This window comes from Kribbella swartbergensis (assembly GCF_054784135.1).
In genome coordinates, this window is record NZ_BAAGPM010000007.1 from 45,052 (window position 1) to 58,157 (window position 13,106).

The window sequence follows — 13,106 nt, forward strand, 5'->3', positions numbered from 1 at the left end:
CCTCAGGACGGCGTTCGGCCCGCGTTCGTTGCACGCAGGACCCGGAACCCCTTGGCGCTGCCGATCCGCTCACAGGGGTAGCCCTGCTCGGTCATCCAGCGCTGCAGCGAGTCGCCGCCGAGGTTCTTGCCGACGACGAACCATGCCACGCCGCCGGGGGCAAGACGGGCCAGCCAGTGCAGCAGCATCTTGTGCAGCTCAGGCTTGCCGATGTGGATCGCCGGGTTCGACCAGATCTGGTCGAACCGCACGTCCTCCGGTACGTCGTCCGGCAGCGCCGGATGCACCCGGTCGGCGACACCGGCCCGCCGGGCGTTCTCCGCGGTCAGCTCGAGCGCCCGGGTGTTCACGTCGACCGCCCACACCTCGGCCTTCGGCGCCTCGACCCCGAGGGCACACGCGATCGGCCCGTAACCGGTGCCGAGGTCGAGGAACGTGCCGGGACTGGCCGGCGGATCCACCTCGCGCAGCAGCACCGCCGTACCGATGTCCAAGCGGTCTCTCGAGAACACACCGGTCGCTGTGGTGAAGGTGTACTCCCGTCCCCAGATCCGGGCCTCGACAGTACGGCGTACGTCCGCGGAACCGGGCTCCGCCGAGAAGTAGTGGTCAGCCACGCTGATGCACCTCTCCCCTGACTTGCCGGGCTCGCTGCGCCCGCGCGGCCAGTTCGTCGTCGGCCGGGTAGCGCACTTCCTCCAGTGTGAGGCCGTGGGCGGGCAGGACCGAGACAGCCGAGTCCCGGACCTTCCCGGCGAGTACGGCGGCCGGCCAGTCGACCTCACGGCGTCCGTCGCCCACCGGGATCATCGAACCGACCAGCGCCCGGACCATCGAGTGGCAGAAGGCATCCGCGATCACAGTGCCCTCCAGCAGCCCCGGAGCCGTCCGCTGCCAGGAGAACTCCAGGAGCGCCCGGACAGTGCTCGCACCCTCGCGCTTCTTGCAGAAGGCCGCGAAGTCGTGTTCACCGATCAGGCCGGCTGCGGCGGCGTTCATGCGGTCCACGTCCAGCGGCCGGCCTACACGCAGTACGTGACGGCGCTGCAGGGGGTCCCAGCCTGCGGGGTCGTCACACAGGCGGTACACGTACCGGCGGGCGAGCGCGGAGAAGCGGGCGTCAAAGCCCTCTGGAGCCGCACTGACGGCTGTGACCGCCACGTCCTCGGGAAGTACGCCGTTCAGGCTTCTGAGCAGCCGCAGGGGCTCCACGGCGCCGTCGAGGTCCACATGGGTGACCTGGCCACGGGCGTGTACGCCGGTATCGGTGCGGCCGGCGCAGGTGACCGTCACAGGCTCCGGCAGGCGCAGTACGACGCGCAGAGTCTCCTCCAGCACGCCCTGAACGGTCCGGAGGCCTTCCTGACGTGCCCAGCCGTGGAAGGCCGTTCCGTCGTACCTGAGGTCAATCCGCCAACGCACACGGCAATCTAACGCAACGGCGCCCCCTCACCGTTCGGTGAGGGGGCGTCATCAGCAACCTGAGGTCTTACTTGTCCTCGGTCTTCGCGTCCTCGGCGACGTCCTGCTTGGTGTCCTCGACGACGTCCTGGACGTCCTCGGCCGGGGTGTCGTCGACCTTGACCTCGTCCTCGGCCTTCTCGTCGGCCTTGTCGGCGGCCTTGTCTTCGGCCGGCGCGGCGGCGGCCTTCTTGGCCGGGGCCTTCTTGGCCGTCTTCTTCGCCTTCGGCGAGTCGGCCAGCGCCTCGACCAGCTCGATCCTCACCATCGGCGCGTTGTCACCCTTGCGCGGGCCGAGCTTGGTGATCCGGGTGTAGCCGCCCGGACGGTCGGCGTACCGCTCGCCGATCTCGGTGAAGAGCACGTGCACGACGCTCTTGTCCTTGATCCGCTTCATCACCTGGCGGCGCGAGCTGAGGTCACCACGCTTCGCCTTGGTGATCATCTGCTCCGCCAGCGGCTGCAGGCGCTTGGCCTTGGCCGCGGTGGTGGTGATGGCGCCGTGCTCGAACAGCGACGTCGCGAGGTTGCTGAGGATCAGCTTCTCGTGCGCCGGGCTGCCGCCCAGCCGGGCACCCTTGGTGGGGGTAGGCATCTCTTGACTCCAGGAATCTCAGGCCGCTCGGGACCCGGGGGTGGTTGACTCAGTACTGCTCGGTCTCGGCGAAGCTCTCGTCCTCGTCCTCGGCCTCGGTGCCGTAGGCCTCGGTGGCCGCACGCAGGTCGAAGCCGGGAGGCGAGTCCTTCAGCGACAGGCCCATCTCGGCCAGCTTCAGCTTGACCTCGTCGATCGACTTGGAGCCGAAGTTGCGGATGTCCAGCAGGTCCTGCTCGCTGCGCGAGATCAGCTCACCCACGGTGTGGATGCCCTCACGCTTGAGGCAGTTGTACGACCGGACGGTCAGCTGCAGGTCCTCGACCGGCAGCGCCAGGTCGGCCGCCATCTGCTCGTCCACCGGCGACGGGCCGATGTCGATGCCCTCGGCCTCGACGTTCAGCTCGCGGGCCAGGCCGAACAGCTCGACCAGCGTCTTGCCGGCCGACGCGACGGCGTCGCGCGGCAGCATCGACGGCTTGGTCTCGACGTCGACGACCAGCCGGTCGAAGTCCGTGCGCTGCTCGACACGGGTGGCCTCGACCTTGTAGGTGACCTTGAGGACCGGCGAGTAGATCGAGTCGACCGGCATCCGGCCGATCTCGGCGTCGGCGGACTTGTTCTGGATCGCCGAGACGTAGCCGCGGCCCCGCTCGACGACCAGCTCCATCTCGAGCCGGCCCTTCTCGTTCAGGGTGGCGATCTTCAGGTCCGGGTTGTGCACCTCGACACCGGCCGGCGGCGCGATGTCGGCGGCGGTGACGTCACCGGGGCCCTGCTTGCGCAGGTACATGGTGACCGGCTCGTCGTGCTCGGAGGAGACGACCAGGTCCTTCAGATTCAGGATCAGCTGGGTGGCGTCCTCCTTCACACCCGCCACGGTGGAGAACTCGTGCAGGACACCGTCGACCTTGATGCTGGTCACGGCGGCCCCCGGGATGGAGGACAGCAGGGTCCGGCGCAGGGAGTTGCCGAGGGTGTATCCGAAGCCCGGCTCGAGCGGCTCGATCACGAACCGCGAACGGTGCTCGTCGACGACCTCTTCGGTCAGGGTGGGGCGCTGGGCAATAAGCACTTCGTGTTCCTTGTCTCTCGCGACGACCACTATTTGAGGTCGCGAAGGGCCGAAGTTCAGACCCGTCCGGCCGGCGGCCCGGGGGCCGCCGGCCGGAGTGGATCAGTTCTTCGAGTAGAGCTCGACGATCAGGTGCTCGGCGACCTGGGTGTCGATCTGCTGCCGGGTCGGCAGCTGGTGGACGAGGATGCGCAGCCGCTCGGGCAGCACCTCGAGCCAGGCCGGGACGACGCGCTCGGAGTGCGTCTCCCGGGCGATGATGAACGGGGTCGTCTCGGCCGACTTCGGCTTGACATCGATGATGTCGTGCGCAGCCACCCGGTACGACGGGATGTTCACCTTGACGCCGTTCACGGTGAAGTGACCGTGTACGACGAGCTGACGTGCCTGCCGCCGGGTCCGGGCCAGGCCGGCGCGGTACACGACGTTGTCCAGCCGGGACTCCAGGATCTGCAGCAGGTTGTCACCGGTCTTGCCGGAGCGCCGCGAGGCCTCCTCGTAGTACCGGCGGAACTGCTTCTCCAGTACGCCGTACGAGTAGCGGGCCTTCTGCTTCTCGCGCAGCTGGAGCAGGTACTCGCTCTCCTTGGGACGGCCGCGGCCGTGCATACCCGGCGGGTACGGACGGCGCTCGAACGCCTTGTCGCCACCGACGAGGTCGACCCCGAGACGGCGCGACTTCTTGGTCATCGGTCCGGTGTAACGGGCCATGGTTGTTCTCGCTCCTCTCGAAGATCAGACCCGGCGCCGCTTCGGCGGGCGGCAGCCGTTGTGGGCGGTCGGGGTGACGTCCTGGATGGTGCCGACCTCGAGGCCGACGGCACCCAGCGAACGGATCGCGGTCTCACGGCCGGAGCCGGGACCCTTCACGAACACGTCGATCTTGCGCATGCCGTGCTCCATCGCCCGGCGCCCGGCGGCCTCGGCGGCCATCTGCGCGGCGAACGGAGTGGACTTGCGCGACCCCTTGAAGCCGACGGTGCCCGCGGAAGCCCACGAGATGACCGCGCCGGTCGGGTCGGTGATCGTCACGATCGTGTTGTTGAACGTGCTCTTGATGTGCGCGTGGCCGGCGGCCACGTTCTTCTTCTCCTTGCGGCGCACCTTCTTCGCGCCGGCCGCTGTGCGGCTCTTGGGAGGCATAGGTCAGTTGCTCCTGGGGTGGTCGCTGGACAGATCTGCAGTCATCCGGGTCATCACTTCTTCTTCTTGCCGGCGATCGCCTTGCGACGACCCTTGCGGCTGCGGGCGTTGGTCCGCGTACGCTGACCCCGCACCGGCAGGCCGCTGCGGTGCCGGCGACCCTGGTACGACCCGATCTCGATCTTGCGGCGGATGTCCGCGGTCACCTCGCGACGGAGGTCACCTTCGATCTTGTAGTTGCCTTCGATCCAGTCCCGGAGCTTCACCAGCTCTTCGTCGCCCAGCTCGTGGACGCGCTTGTCACCGGAGATCCCGGTGCTCTTCAGCGTCTCCAGGGCGCGAGTACGACCGACCCCGAAGATGTAGGTGAGAGCGACCTCGATGCGCTTGTCGCGCGGCAGGTCGACCCCTACGAGGCGTGCCATGTGGCGGTGTTCCTTTCGTCGGCAGAGGTGTGGTGGCGCGCCGCGTCCCCGCCCGCCTCGGTGAGTTTCTGTTTCACCGGCGGGGCCCCGGCCTCTGTTCCGGGGGCAGCAGCTGAGTCGAACGACCAGCTGAGCGTGCGCGCTGTGGTGCGAAAGTGCCGTGCTGCTCGAGTGGGCTTCGTCAGCCCTGCCGCTGCTTGTGCCGCGGGTTCTCGCAGATCACCATGACCCGGCCGTGACGGCGGATCACCTTGCACTTGTCGCAGATCTTCTTGACGCTCGGATTGACCTTCATCGAGCTTCTTTCTTCGACAGGTGTGGGTGTGGTGCTCTTACTTGTACCGGTAGACGATGCGACCCCGGGTGAGGTCGTACGGCGACAGCTCCACGACGACCCGGTCCTCGGGGAGGATCCGGATGTAGTGCTGCCTCATCTTGCCGCTGATGTGCGCGAGCACCTTGTGCCCGTTGGACAGCTCAACACGGAACATCGCGTTCGGCAGGGCCTCGACGATGGTGCCCTCGAGTTCGATGACTCCCTCTTTTTTGGGCATGTCCTCGCACTTCTGTAGATCGACGTACTGAATGATGGGATACCGCGGCTCCAGCCCCGGGCTCGCGGGCCCTCCTGACCGAGGTCAGGCAGCCGCGGGCAGCACGAGACAGAGGCTACAAAGAGCCAAGGAAAGAGTGTACGCCACCTACCCAGGCGAAACCCAATCGAGACCAGTCAGCCGGCTCGCGAGGCCTCCAGTTCGGCCATGTGCTCGGCTCCCCAGGCGTCCAGGTCTGCAAGTGCGACGTTGAGTGACTGTCCGAGCTCCGTGAGCGAGTACTCCACCCGGGGTGGCACCTGGTGAAAGACCTCACGATGCACGATGCCACGGGACTCCAGCTCGCGCAGCTGCTGGATCAGCATCTTCTCGGTCACCCCGCTGATCTCCCGGCGCAACTCCCCGAACCGCATCGGCCCGTGGTGCAGCGCCCACAGGATCCGAGGCTTCCACTTCCCGCCGATCACGTCGGCGGCGGCGTCCAGCCCGCAGGTGTACGGCAGCATCACTTACCTTTCGGTGAGTACCTGACAAAATAGTGGGTACTTGTCCATCCTAAAGCGTTGCGGTCAGGGTAGACGCCATGAAGACACCTGTCACCGTTCTCGGCCTCGGCGCGATGGGGACCGCCCTCGCCCGGGCCTTCCTGGCCGCCGGCCACCCGACCACCGTCTGGAACCGCACTCCCGGCCGCTCCCCCGAACTCGACTCCCTCGGCGTCATCCGCGCCGGCACCGCCGCCGAAGCCGTCGCCGCGAGCCCGCTGGTCGTGGTCTGCCTGCTCGTCGACGCGACCGTCCGCAGCACCCTCGACGGCCTCGACCTGACCGGCAAGACCGTCGCCAACCTGACGAACGGCACACCTGACCAGGCCCGTGACACCGCCACCTGGGCCGCCGGAGCCGGAGCGGAGTACCTGGACGGCGGAATCATGGCCGTGCCCGCGATGATCGGCGGGCCCGCCGCCTTCATCTTCTACAGCGGTTCCCCGGTCGCCTTCGAGCGGCACCGGACCGACCTCGCGGCGATGGCCCGGCCCGAGTACGTCGGCAGCGACCCGGGCCTGGCGGCGTTGCACGACATCGCCCTGCTCAGCGCGATGTACGGAATGTTCGGCGGCGCCCAGCACGCCCTGGCCCTGGCCGGCAGCGAGAAGGTCGCCGCGGTGCCGTTCACCGAGAAGTTCCTGCTGCCCTGGCTGACGGCCATGCTCGGCCTGCTGCCGCAGATCGCCAAGGATCTCGACGAAGGACCCGAGCCGGGTGCGGCGGGATCGAACCTCGCCATGCAGTCGGCGGCTTTCGACAACCTGATCGACACGGCGACCGGCCAGGGCGTCGATCCGGCCCTGCTGGCGCCGATGGGCGAACTGCTCCGGAAGGCCGTCGCCGAAGGCCACGGCGACGAGGACCTGGCCGCACTCGTCCCGTTGCTCAGGACGATCGGGTAGCGGCCCACTGTTCGCCTTCGCGCCAGATCTGCTCGGGCATCAGGTCGAGCAGATCGCACGCGGCGTCCAGTTGCGCGAGGGCGGTGGCGGAGTCGCGGTACGCCGGCAGGATCGCCACGAAGCGCCGCCCCTCGCAACTGAATCCGAACGGCGGTACGCCGGCCAGCGCCTCGACCGCACGGGGATGCAGCACCGCCTCGGCATGGTCCTCGCGGCCGTTGAACAGGCAGTACCGCCCCGGCAGGCCCTCGACGGTCAGCCGGATCGGCAGCAGACTCGCCGCCGCCACCGGAGCCAACGCGGCCGGCAGCACCTGCAACGGCGGCAGCGGCCGGTCGACCTGCAGCTCGAGGAAGTCGAAGCCGAGATCACGGCGGCCCACCCTGTGCCGGAACCGCCCGGTGATGAACTCGCGGCCGCGATGCCGGCCCGTGGTCACATCGACGACCTCTGCATGAGGGTCCACCGAGAAGGGCGGGAACGGCCAACGCTGCCGCAACTCCGGCCGGCTGCCACTGACCCGCCAGCCCAGCTGCTCGACGACGTCGCCCCAGGCCTTGCGCTTCCGGCTGTCCGCGACCTTCAGGGCGATCGTGGACACCACGAGAACGAGGAACCAGGCCAGCACCATCCAACCGACCCAGCGGGGCTCGAGCAGCAGCCCGGCGATCGCCAGCGGTACGGCGACCGCGAACCAGACCACGTAGACGACAGCGGACCCCTGCCGCAGCTGCCATCCCCAGTCCGGCCGCAACCGCGGGCCGGCGACGCGACGGGTGACCGGCGCCGCTGTCAACGTCGCTTTCCGAGGTTGCTCAGGGCGAACAGGGTCCACGGGATCAGCAGCCAGACCGGCCAGAAGTGCGGCCAGTTCCCACCGTTCGCGACGCCGATGACGAACCAGATCACCACGTTGATCACGACGACGCCGGTGAAGCCGCCGCCGAGTGCCGCCAGCCCGTTGCGCTGCGGGTGCCCGTCCCGCTTCCGCTCCGGGAACTCTCCCGGCGCCGGAGCCGGTTTGCTGTCCTGCACCATCGCCGGCGTCTGATACGTCCGGACCGGTGGCAGGTCACGCACCAGCGGTTCCAGTTCGCCGTACGTCTGGACGGAGTAGAGCCGGTCGAGACGGGAGTTGAACTCGGGCTGGTCCAGCCGGCCGTCCGCGAACGCGTCCCGCAGCCGGCCGGCGATCTTGTCCCGGTCGGCTTCGGTGAAGCGTTGGTGCGGCTGGTACTGAGGCATGGTTCAAGTGTGCCTCAGCAGCAGGCCCTCCGGGGTCCCCCGACGGGTGGACGCCAGTCGTCCACCGGTACGGCGAGTCAGCGGACGTCGCCGTACGTCACGACCTCAGTCGGCGAGCGCGCCGCACTTGATGCCGAGCTCGGACAGCTTGGCCTCGCCGCCGTCCAGAGCGGTCAGCACCCACGGGCCCTGCGGGGTGAGGGTGAAGGTGTGCTCGGTGTGCGCGGCGGCCTTGCCGTCGTTGGTGACGACGGTCCAGTCGTCCTCGAGCGTGTGGTTGTCCTGCCGGCCCAGCGTGAGCATCGGCTCGACCGCCAGCGCCAGGCCCTCGACCAGCTTCGGGCCGCGGCCGGGACGGCCGAAGTTCGGCACGTTCGGCGGCTGGTGCATCGCCGAACCGATCCCGTGGCCGACGAAGTCCTCGACGATCCCGTACGACGAGTTGGCCCGGACGTGGGCCTCGATCGCCGCCGAGATGTCGGTCAGCCGGCCGCCGAGCCGGGCCGCGGCGAACCCGCGCCACATCGACTCCTCGCAGATCCGGGCCAGTTCGCGCAGTTCCGGCGCCACCTCGCCGACCGCGACCGTGATCGCGGCGTCGCCGTGCCAGCCGTCCACGATCGCGCCGCAGTCGATCGAGATCAGGTCGCCGTCGGCCAGCACCCGGTCGCCGGGGATGCCGTGCACGATCTCGTCGTTCACCGACGCACAGATCGAGCCGGGGAAGCCGTGGTAGCCCTTGAACGAGGGCGTGGCGCCGGCGGAACGGATGCTGTCCTCGGCGATCGCGTCCAGCTCACCGGTGGTCACACCGGCCCGGACCTCGCCGCGGAGCAGTTCCAGCGTGCGGCCGACCACCAGGCCGGCCGCACGCATGGACAGGATCTGCTCGCGGGTCTTGATCTCGATCCCGCGGTCCTTGAACATCACCGGACGTCTTTCGCCGGGATCACTCGGTGACCGTCTTGAGGGCGGCGAGCACCCGCTCGCTGACCTCGTCGATCTCGCCGACCCCGTCCACCTCGACCAGCAGGCCGCGCTGGGCGTACACCCGCAGCAGCGGCTTGGTCTCGGCGGTGTAGACGTCCTGCCGGTGCCGGATGACCTCCTCGGAGTCGTCCGACCGGCCCTCGGTCCGGGCCCGCTTGAGCATCCGCTCCACCAGTACGTCGGTGTCGGCGACCAGCGCCACCACCGCGTCCAGCTTGTGGCCGTGCTCGGCCAGGATCTCGTCCAGCGTGCCGACCTGGGCCAGCGTGCGCGGGTAGCCGTCCAGCAGGAAGCCGTCACCGGCGTCCGCCTCGGACAGCCGGTCCCGCACCATTGCGTTGGTGACCTCGTCCGGCACGTAGTCACCGGCGTCCATGTACCGCTTCGCCTCGAGCCCGAGCGGCGTCTCGTCCTTGACGTTCGCACGGAAGATGTCGCCGGTGGACACGGCCGGGATATTCAGGCGTTCCGCAAGCACCTTTGCCTGCGTGCCCTTGCCCGCCCCGGGCGGACCCATCAGCAACATTCTCATCAGCGCAAGAACCCTTCGTAGTTACGCTGCTGCAACTGGGACTCGATCTGCTTCACCGTGTCCAGACCGACGCCGACCATGATCAGGATCGACGTACCGCCGAACGGGAAGTTCTGGTTCGCGTTCAGGAGCACCAGCGCGACCAGCGGAATCATCGAGATCACCGCCAGATAGATCGCGCCCGGCAGCGTGATGCGCGACAGCACGTAGCTCAGGTACTCCTCGGTCGGCCGGCCCGCCCGGATCCCCGGGATGAAGCCGCCGTACTTCTTCATGTTGTCCGCGACCTCCTTCGGGTTGAAGGTGATCGAGACGTAGAAGTACGTGAAGAAGACGATCAGGCCGACGTACGAGACCATGTAGATCCAGTGGTCGCCGCGGACCAGGTGGTTCTGGATCCACACCGCCCAGCCCTTCTCCTGCTGGAACTGGCTGACCAGAACCGGCAGGTACATCAGGCTCGAGGCGAAGATGACCGGGATGACACCGGCCTGGTTCACCTTCAGCGGGATGTACGTCGAGGTGCCGCCGAACATCTTGCGGCCGACCATGCGCTTGGCGTACTGCACCGGGATCCGGCGCTGCGCCTGCTCGATGAAGATGACCGCGGCCATGATCACCAGACCGATCGCCAGCACCACCACGAAGGTGGCCAGGCCCTTCTCCTTGCGGATGCTCCACAGCTGCGAGGGGAAGGTGGCGACGATCTGGGTGAAGATCAGGATCGACATGCCGTTGCCGACACCCCGGTCCGTGATCAGCTCGCCGAGCCACATCACCACACCGGTGCCGGCCGTCATGGTCAGCACCATCACGATCACCGGGAACCAGGTGTCGTCGTGCAGCAGCGGCTCCTGGCAGCCCTGGAAGAGCCGGCCCGGGGTCCGCGCCAGCGCGACGAACGCGGTGGCCTGCAGGATCGCCAGCCCGACGGTCAGGAACCGGGTGTACTGGGTGATCTTGGCCTGTCCCGCCTGGCCTTCCTTCTTCAGCGACTCCAGCCGCGGGATCACCACGGTGAGCAGCTGCAGGATGATGCTGGCGGTGATGTACGGCATGATGCCGAGCGCGAAGATCGCGAGCTGCAGCAGCGCGCCGCCGGAGAACAGGTTGATCAGGTTGTACAGGTTCGCGTTGGCGCCGCCCTGGGCCTGCTTGAGGCAGATGTCCAGCGAGTTGACGTTGACACCGGGCGCCGGAACGACCGAACCGATCCGGAAGATCACGATGATGAACAGCACGAACAAGAGCTTCCGGCGCAGGTCCGGAGTCTTGAACGCGTTGGCAAAGGCGCCTAACACCCTGTCCTCCCACATGTTTCCTCTGCCCGCTCAGGGCAGGGGCCTAGCAAAGCAGCCGGGCAAGAGACGAACCAGGGCTCGTCCGAACTCCAGCGCACGATATCAAGCGCCGGCTCGCACGAGCCCTGGACCTCGTCACACCTCGGTGGTGGTCCCCCCGGCCGCCTGGATCTTCTCCTGGGCGGACTTGGAGAACTTGTGCGCCGAAATCTGCAGTGCCACGGTCAGTTCGCCGTCACCCAGCACCTTCACCGGCTGACCGCGGCGGACCGCGCCCTTGGCGACCAGGTCGGCCACGCCGACCTCACCGCCTTCGGGGAACAGTTGTCCGAGCTTGTCCAGGTTAACGACCTGGAACTCGACCCGGTTCCTGCTCTTGAAGCCCTTCAGCTTCGGCAGCCGCATGTGCAGCGGCATCTGGCCACCCTCGAAGTACTCGGGGATGTTGTTACGCGCCTTGCTGCCCTTGGTACCGCGGCCGGCCGTCTTGCCCTTGCTGCCCTCACCACGACCCACGCGGGTCTTGGCAGTCTTGGCACCGGGCGCCGGACGCAGGTGATGAACCTTCAGCGCCATGTCAGTCGACCTCCTCGACGGTGATGAGGTGGCGAACCGCACGGACCATGCCACGGACCTCCGGGCGGTCGTCGTGGACGGCGACGTCGCCGATCCGCTTGACGCCCAGGGTGCGCAGCGTGTCGCGCTGGTTCTGCTTGCCACCGATGGCGGAACGGACCTGGGTCACCTTCAGGCGAGCCATCAGGAAGCCACCTCCGCCCGCGCCTTCAGCAGCGCCGCCGGGGCGACGTGCTCGACCGGCAGGCCACGGCGCGCGGCCACCGCCTCCGGGGTCTCCAGGCTGCGCAGCGCCTCGACCGTGGCGTGCACCACGTTGATGGCGTTCGCCGATCCCAGCGACTTGCTCAGTACGTCGTGGATACCGGCGCACTCCAGCACGGCACGCGCCGAGCCACCCGCGATGACCCCGGTACCGGGAGCGGCCGGGCGCAGCAGCACCACGCCGGCGGCCTTCTCACCCTGGACCGGGTGCGGGATGGTGCCCTGGATCCGCGGCACCTTGAAGAACGCCTTCTTGGCCTCCTCGACACCCTTGGCGATCGCCGCGGGCACCTCCTTGGCCTTGCCGTAACCCACACCGACGGTGCCCTCACCGTCGCCGACGACCACGAGGGCGGTGAAGCTGAAGCGCCGACCACCCTTCACGACCTTGGCGACCCGGTTGATGGCTACCACGCGCTCGATGTAGGCGGTCTTGTCCGCCTGCTGACCACGACCACCGTCGCGGCCACGGCGCTCACCACCGGCGCCGCCTCCGCGACGCTGCTGGCCTCCGCTCATGTCGAACTACCTCTTCCTTTGATCGCCTGTCAGAAGCCGAGGCCGCCCTCGCGGGCGGCGTCGGCCAGGGCCGCGATACGGCCGTGGTACTTGTTCCCGGCCCGGTCGAACACGACCGAGTCGATGCCGGCGGCCTTCGCCCGGTCGGCGATCAGCCCGCCGACGGTCTTGGCCTTGTCGGTCTTGTTCGCCTCGGTGCCGCGCAGGTCGGCCTCCATGGTGGAGGCGGACACCAGCGTCTTGCCGGCCACGTCGTCGATGACCTGAACGAACAGGTGCTTCGACGACTTGGTGACCACCAGCCGCGGCCGCTCGGCCGTGCCGTTGATCTTCTTCCGGACCCGGATCTGGCGACGCAGCCGGGACGCGGTCTTCTTCGCGGCGTGCTTGTGCGGACGCAGTCCGATCGCCATGGTTACTTACCAGCCTTTCCGACCTTGCGGCGCACCTGCTCGCCGGCGTACCGCACACCCTTGCCCTTGTACGGCTCGGGCTTGCGCAGCTTGCGGATGTTGGCGGCGACCTCGCCGACCGACTGCTTGTCGATCCCCTGCACCGAGAACCGGGTCGGGGTCTCGACCGCGAACGTGATGCCCTCGGGGGCGTCGACCGTGATGCTGTGGCTGTATCCGAGCGAGAACTCGAGCTGGGCCGGGCCCTTGGAGACGACGCGGTAACCGACGCCGACGATCTCGAGCTTCTTCTCGTAGCCCTCCGTCACACCGGTCACCAGGTTGGCGATCAGGGTGCGGGACAGGCCGTGCAGTTCCTTGCTCTTGCGCTGGTCGTCGGGACGGGTGACGGCGATCGTGCCGTCCTCTTCCCGGTTGACCGCGATGGGTTCAGCGACGACGTGCGACAGCTGACCCTTCGGACCCTTCACGGTGACCGTCTGGCCGTCGATCGTGACGTCGACGCCGGACGGGACCGTGATCGGGAGCTTGCCGATGCGAGACATTTCAGTGGTCCTCCTTCC

General features: G+C 68.2%; 21 protein-coding genes. 1 reads left to right on the forward strand and 20 read right to left on the reverse strand.

Annotation, left to right across the window (positions count from 1 at the left end; genetic code table 11):
• Positions 1 to 2 precede the first annotated feature (2 nt).
• From ACYVOK_RS01615 to ACYVOK_RS01660, 10 genes are all read right to left on the reverse strand, one after another.
• A complete protein-coding gene (locus ACYVOK_RS01615) occupies positions 3 to 617 on the reverse strand; it encodes a class I SAM-dependent methyltransferase (protein ID WP_460660407.1) in 615 nt (204 codons plus the stop codon).
• Positions 610 to 1,422: a tRNA pseudouridine(38-40) synthase TruA gene (truA, locus tag ACYVOK_RS01620; RefSeq protein WP_460660408.1), complete on the reverse strand. Its 813-nt coding sequence runs from the start codon at positions 1,420 to 1,422 to the stop codon at positions 610 to 612. The genes ACYVOK_RS01615 and truA overlap by 8 nt, the downstream gene beginning before the upstream one ends.
• Before the next feature lie 67 nt (positions 1,423 to 1,489).
• A complete protein-coding gene (gene rplQ, locus ACYVOK_RS01625; RefSeq protein WP_460660409.1) occupies positions 1,490 to 2,056 on the reverse strand; it encodes a 50S ribosomal protein L17 in 567 nt (188 codons plus the stop codon).
• A 49-nt stretch (positions 2,057 to 2,105) separates the two neighbouring features.
• Complete coding sequence (locus tag ACYVOK_RS01630; protein WP_460660410.1) at positions 2,106 to 3,131, reverse strand: DNA-directed RNA polymerase subunit alpha; 1,026 nt, start codon at positions 3,129 to 3,131, stop codon at positions 2,106 to 2,108.
• A gap of 102 nt (positions 3,132 to 3,233) precedes the next feature.
• On the reverse strand, positions 3,234 to 3,842 hold the full coding sequence (rpsD, locus tag ACYVOK_RS01635) for a 30S ribosomal protein S4 (protein ID WP_460660411.1): 609 nt from the start codon (positions 3,840 to 3,842) through the stop codon (positions 3,234 to 3,236).
• Positions 3,843 to 3,866: 24 nt separating this feature from the next.
• Complete coding sequence (gene rpsK, locus ACYVOK_RS01640) at positions 3,867 to 4,274, reverse strand: 30S ribosomal protein S11 (protein ID WP_012923659.1); 408 nt, start codon at positions 4,272 to 4,274, stop codon at positions 3,867 to 3,869.
• A gap of 53 nt (positions 4,275 to 4,327) precedes the next feature.
• Positions 4,328 to 4,699, reverse strand: coding sequence for a 30S ribosomal protein S13 (gene rpsM, locus ACYVOK_RS01645; RefSeq protein ID WP_360527791.1), 372 nt, complete (start codon positions 4,697 to 4,699; stop codon positions 4,328 to 4,330).
• Positions 4,700 to 4,880: 181 nt separating this feature from the next.
• Positions 4,881 to 4,994, reverse strand: coding sequence for a 50S ribosomal protein L36 (gene rpmJ / locus ACYVOK_RS01650; RefSeq protein ID WP_008361054.1), 114 nt, complete (start codon positions 4,992 to 4,994; stop codon positions 4,881 to 4,883).
• A 37-nt stretch (positions 4,995 to 5,031) separates the two neighbouring features.
• A complete protein-coding gene (infA, locus tag ACYVOK_RS01655; RefSeq protein ID WP_012923661.1) occupies positions 5,032 to 5,253 on the reverse strand; it encodes a translation initiation factor IF-1 in 222 nt (73 codons plus the stop codon).
• A gap of 176 nt (positions 5,254 to 5,429) precedes the next feature.
• Positions 5,430 to 5,759 carry a winged helix-turn-helix transcriptional regulator gene (locus tag ACYVOK_RS01660; protein WP_460660412.1) on the reverse strand — a complete coding sequence of 110 codons (330 nt, stop codon included), beginning with the start codon at positions 5,757 to 5,759 and terminating at the stop codon, positions 5,430 to 5,432.
• 77 nt (positions 5,760 to 5,836) lie between these two features.
• Between ACYVOK_RS01660 and ACYVOK_RS01665 the strand changes: the two genes are divergently transcribed.
• Positions 5,837 to 6,703 carry an NAD(P)-dependent oxidoreductase gene (locus ACYVOK_RS01665; RefSeq protein ID WP_460660413.1) on the forward strand — a complete coding sequence of 289 codons (867 nt, stop codon included), beginning with the start codon at positions 5,837 to 5,839 and terminating at the stop codon, positions 6,701 to 6,703.
• Here ACYVOK_RS01665 and ACYVOK_RS01670 read toward each other — a convergent pair.
• From ACYVOK_RS01670 to rplF, 10 genes are all read right to left on the reverse strand, one after another.
• Positions 6,687 to 7,499 (reverse strand): hypothetical protein, encoded by an 813-nt coding sequence (locus ACYVOK_RS01670; protein ID WP_460660414.1) that lies wholly within the window; start codon positions 7,497 to 7,499, stop codon positions 6,687 to 6,689. The two genes, ACYVOK_RS01665 and ACYVOK_RS01670, sit on opposite strands and share 17 nt — an antisense overlap.
• Entirely contained in the window at positions 7,496 to 7,948 is a 453-nt protein-coding gene (locus ACYVOK_RS01675) for a DUF1707 SHOCT-like domain-containing protein (RefSeq protein WP_460660415.1), read from the reverse strand. The genes ACYVOK_RS01670 and ACYVOK_RS01675 overlap by 4 nt, the downstream gene beginning before the upstream one ends.
• Before the next feature lie 105 nt (positions 7,949 to 8,053).
• Complete coding sequence (gene map, locus ACYVOK_RS01680; protein ID WP_460660416.1) at positions 8,054 to 8,875, reverse strand: type I methionyl aminopeptidase; 822 nt, start codon at positions 8,873 to 8,875, stop codon at positions 8,054 to 8,056.
• 22 nt (positions 8,876 to 8,897) lie between these two features.
• Positions 8,898 to 9,470, reverse strand: a complete 573-nt coding sequence (locus ACYVOK_RS01685; RefSeq protein WP_460660417.1) for an adenylate kinase — start codon at positions 9,468 to 9,470, stop codon at positions 8,898 to 8,900.
• Positions 9,470 to 10,771, reverse strand: a complete 1,302-nt coding sequence (secY, locus tag ACYVOK_RS01690) for a preprotein translocase subunit SecY (protein WP_460660418.1) — start codon at positions 10,769 to 10,771, stop codon at positions 9,470 to 9,472. The genes ACYVOK_RS01685 and secY overlap by 1 nt, the downstream gene beginning before the upstream one ends.
• A gap of 135 nt (positions 10,772 to 10,906) precedes the next feature.
• A complete protein-coding gene (gene rplO / locus ACYVOK_RS01695) occupies positions 10,907 to 11,347 on the reverse strand; it encodes a 50S ribosomal protein L15 (RefSeq protein WP_460660419.1) in 441 nt (146 codons plus the stop codon).
• A gap of 1 nt (position 11,348) precedes the next feature.
• The gene (rpmD, locus tag ACYVOK_RS01700) at positions 11,349 to 11,531 is read right to left on the reverse strand and encodes a 50S ribosomal protein L30 (RefSeq protein ID WP_460660420.1); all 183 of its coding nucleotides are present in this window, start codon (positions 11,529 to 11,531) and stop codon (positions 11,349 to 11,351) included.
• Entirely contained in the window at positions 11,531 to 12,130 is a 600-nt protein-coding gene (gene rpsE / locus ACYVOK_RS01705) for a 30S ribosomal protein S5 (protein WP_460660421.1), read from the reverse strand. Before rpsE ends, rpmD begins: the two co-directional genes overlap by 1 nt.
• A 29-nt stretch (positions 12,131 to 12,159) precedes the next feature.
• Complete coding sequence (gene rplR, locus ACYVOK_RS01710) at positions 12,160 to 12,543, reverse strand: 50S ribosomal protein L18 (RefSeq protein ID WP_460660422.1); 384 nt, start codon at positions 12,541 to 12,543, stop codon at positions 12,160 to 12,162.
• A 2-nt stretch (positions 12,544 to 12,545) separates the two neighbouring features.
• Entirely contained in the window at positions 12,546 to 13,088 is a 543-nt protein-coding gene (rplF, locus tag ACYVOK_RS01715) for a 50S ribosomal protein L6 (RefSeq protein WP_460660423.1), read from the reverse strand.
• Between the last annotated feature and the right edge of the window lie 18 nt (positions 13,089 to 13,106).

Excerpts from the sequence above, each read along its gene's own strand:
- rplQ (WP_460660409.1), bottom strand. The coding sequence starts at position 2,056 with ATGCCTACCCCCACCAAGGGTGCCCGGCTGGGCGGCAGCCCGGCGCAC.
- rpsD (WP_460660411.1), bottom strand. The coding sequence starts at position 3,842 with ATGGCCCGTTACACCGGACCGATGACCAAGAAGTCGCGCCGTCTCGGG.
- rpsK (WP_012923659.1), bottom strand. The coding sequence starts at position 4,274 with ATGCCTCCCAAGAGCCGCACAGCGGCCGGCGCGAAGAAGGTGCGCCGC.
- rpsM (WP_360527791.1), bottom strand. The coding sequence starts at position 4,699 with ATGGCACGCCTCGTAGGGGTCGACCTGCCGCGCGACAAGCGCATCGAG.
- rpmJ (WP_008361054.1), bottom strand. The coding sequence starts at position 4,994 with ATGAAGGTCAATCCGAGCGTCAAGAAGATCTGCGACAAGTGCAAGGTG.
- infA (WP_012923661.1), bottom strand. The coding sequence starts at position 5,253 with ATGCCCAAAAAAGAGGGAGTCATCGAACTCGAGGGCACCATCGTCGAG.
- ACYVOK_RS01660 (WP_460660412.1), bottom strand. The coding sequence starts at position 5,759 with ATGCTGCCGTACACCTGCGGGCTGGACGCCGCCGCCGACGTGATCGGC.
- ACYVOK_RS01665 (WP_460660413.1), top strand. The coding sequence starts at position 5,837 with ATGAAGACACCTGTCACCGTTCTCGGCCTCGGCGCGATGGGGACCGCC.
- ACYVOK_RS01675 (WP_460660415.1), bottom strand. The coding sequence starts at position 7,948 with ATGCCTCAGTACCAGCCGCACCAACGCTTCACCGAAGCCGACCGGGAC.
- map (WP_460660416.1), bottom strand. The coding sequence starts at position 8,875 with ATGTTCAAGGACCGCGGGATCGAGATCAAGACCCGCGAGCAGATCCTG.
- ACYVOK_RS01685 (WP_460660417.1), bottom strand. The coding sequence starts at position 9,470 with ATGAGAATGTTGCTGATGGGTCCGCCCGGGGCGGGCAAGGGCACGCAG.
- rplO (WP_460660419.1), bottom strand. The coding sequence starts at position 11,347 with ATGGCGCTGAAGGTTCATCACCTGCGTCCGGCGCCCGGTGCCAAGACT.
- rpmD (WP_460660420.1), bottom strand. The coding sequence starts at position 11,531 with ATGGCTCGCCTGAAGGTGACCCAGGTCCGTTCCGCCATCGGTGGCAAG.
- rpsE (WP_460660421.1), bottom strand. The coding sequence starts at position 12,130 with ATGAGCGGAGGCCAGCAGCGTCGCGGAGGCGGCGCCGGTGGTGAGCGC.
- rplR (WP_460660422.1), bottom strand. The coding sequence starts at position 12,543 with ATGGCGATCGGACTGCGTCCGCACAAGCACGCCGCGAAGAAGACCGCG.
- rplF (WP_460660423.1), bottom strand. The coding sequence starts at position 13,088 with ATGTCTCGCATCGGCAAGCTCCCGATCACGGTCCCGTCCGGCGTCGAC.